Genomic DNA, 2,409 nt, shown 5'->3' on the forward strand with positions numbered 1-2,409 from the left:
TTCTTGATAATTGACGAGCGCGTTCTTCCAATCGCCCGTGGCTTCGTAAATGCCGCCCAATTTTTCATACGAAATTGCCAGCCCGTTTTTGTAGGAGAGGTTCTCAGGGTCAGTTGCTAACAACTTTTGGTAAATAATCCCGTATTGAGTGTAGGTATACTGTTCGCCCGTTATGTTGCCTGTGTTATTGAAATATACGCCAACGTTAAAATTCAAAGATCCAATGTCCCAGCTTGGATAGGCTTCCAAACTCTTATTGATTTGGTACAGTAGTTTGGCGTAGGGTTCGGCAGCGCTTAGGCGGATGCGTAGTAAATTATAAGCATCCGCTTCCAAAATATAGTTGAGCCTATCCAACAGTGCTTGAGCATCCGTTTCCAGTGTTTCATGGTTTTTATACAACAACAAATCCTGCACCACGGGGCTGAGGCGGTAGGTGTTTTCGGTTTGGGCTATCCAGCCTTTTTTACTCAAGCTTTTGAGGGTTTTGCGTACTGCCAAATCAGTTCGGGTGCTGTCGTTGGCTAACAGGGAGTTAATAAAACCCAAGGTATAAGGTTCGGCGGGTAACAAGGAGAGGCTGAGCAAGACAAAGCGTTGCTCTTCACTGAGCTTCCCAAAGTCGTAAAGGGCATCCAGAATTTCGTCGGTAGTGGCGGCTTTTGCTTTTACGGCGATGGTATAGTCGGTCTTTACTTCAAAGCTATGTTCACCCAGATGCAAACCTTCTTTTTCTAATTTTTGCAAGAAATTTGTCATTTTTATGCCCAGTTCGGCACTTTCTTGCATGTTTTTAGCAAAAATCTCAACCAACAGCGTATGGTAACGGATGGCTTCCAACAGCCGATCCAACAAGACCTCAAAATCGAGGCTATCTTCGTTGTAATACCGTTTAAAAAGTGCCTTGGCCAGAAGTGGGGGCAGGTGCGTAATGGGCAGTTCTTGTTCATTTTCGAGTACACCTTGGCAACGGCTCGTGATGAGTACGTGCCAATGAAACCCCTCAAAGGTTTGCCTGAACACACGGATGTCGTCGTCGTCGTTGGCGTTATCGAGTACCAACAAAAAATCATCGTGCACACCCGATAGGGCGTGTTTGAGGGCGGCCACCTGCTGGGCTTCGTCCATGCCTGCCAAGTCGAGGTTGAGCTTAGGAGCCAAGTCTTTGAGGGCATTCACGATGCCGTTTTCACAAAACAGCCAAGCATTGTGTTTGTAGGCGTAGAGGTTTTCGCTCCAGTACTTGGCGGCGAGGGTGGTTTTTCCAATGCCGCCTTCGGCGTTGATGAGCATCAGTTTGCCACAATCATCGAGCCGTTGCCTAATTTCCCGCAGTTCGTCTTCCCGTCCAATAAAAACAGTAGGCTTATCGGCACCATTGGGGCTGAGGAGTTTGGCGGGTAGAGAAAAGCGATGGATGGGAATATGCGGCAACAGGCACTCCAATAAATCGGCTCGGAGTTCGGTTGGATTGGCAAAGGGGTGTGTGGGTTTCCCTGCAAATTTGGCCAAGAGCTCGGCGTGCTTGGCAGGATTATCCAGTTGAGTGGGCTCAAACGTACTAAAAGGAAAGCAAAAAATCTTCTTACCCTTATCTGCCAAAGCCGTATCGAGTTCGATTTCGGTGTAAGTGCGGGTTTCGTTAGGGGGAAATGAACCTACTTTATTGCCCAGAATGAGCAGGTAAATATCGGCAGCCTGAACCTCCCGCACGCACTCCTCTACGAAAGGCGTTTGCGAGCCATCGTCCCACATGCGTTCCATGATGTTGCACAGCTCAAACGAAGCCGCCAATTGATTCTCAAACAGACTTTTGACCAAAGTACGGTACTCTTTGAGGTCTCTGAAAGTAGAGGAAATATAGACTTTTTGTTTTTTCATTATCTATTTCATCGTTTTCAAGTTTTGCACTTTTTCTATCCATGCTCTAACTCCCCAAGCCACTCATTGACCATTTCCAAGTGTTCCTTAAAATTGACCTCCTCGGGGATTTGGGTGACCAATTGTTGGAGGAGATTTTGGGCGTTTTGAAGCAGGGATATAGCCTCTTGGGGTATGCCTGCCATCCGAAACACATTGCCGATGCGTAGAAAATCCAAGGCATAATCAAACAGGTACTGCACCGAACTGGTATCCAGTCCAAGCAGGGATTCGTGGAGGGTTTTGGCTTCGATGTAGTGGTTGAGAGCCTCTTGTGCCTCGCCTTGGTTGAGGTAGAAATCGCCCATTATGCTCAAAGACGTGGCCAAATCCTGCTGCCAACGAGAATTCTGCTCATCCAAAGAGGCCAGCTTTCGGAATATTCGTAAGCCTTCGCTATAATTTTCTTCGGCTTTTTTGGCCTCACCCAATCTCAAATAGAAATCGCCCATTTTGCTCAAAGACGTGGCCAAATCCTGCTGCCAACTT

General features: G+C 47.3%; 2 protein-coding genes. Both read right to left on the reverse strand.

Going from position 1 to position 2,409, the window contains the following annotated elements; genetic code table 11:
* The coding region (locus FHS57_RS24800; protein ID WP_183978424.1) for a DUF4062 domain-containing protein at nt 1-1,881 on the reverse strand (1,881 nt) is incomplete at its 3' end.
* 35 nt (nt 1,882-1,916) lie between these two features.
* Nucleotides 1,917-2,409 (reverse strand): tetratricopeptide repeat protein (locus tag FHS57_RS24805; RefSeq protein WP_183978426.1); only part of this gene is annotated, 493 nt, incomplete at its 5' end.

The sequence above is a fragment of the Runella defluvii genome (genome assembly GCF_014195535.1).
Lineage (GTDB): Bacteria > Bacteroidota > Bacteroidia > Cytophagales > Spirosomataceae > Runella > Runella defluvii.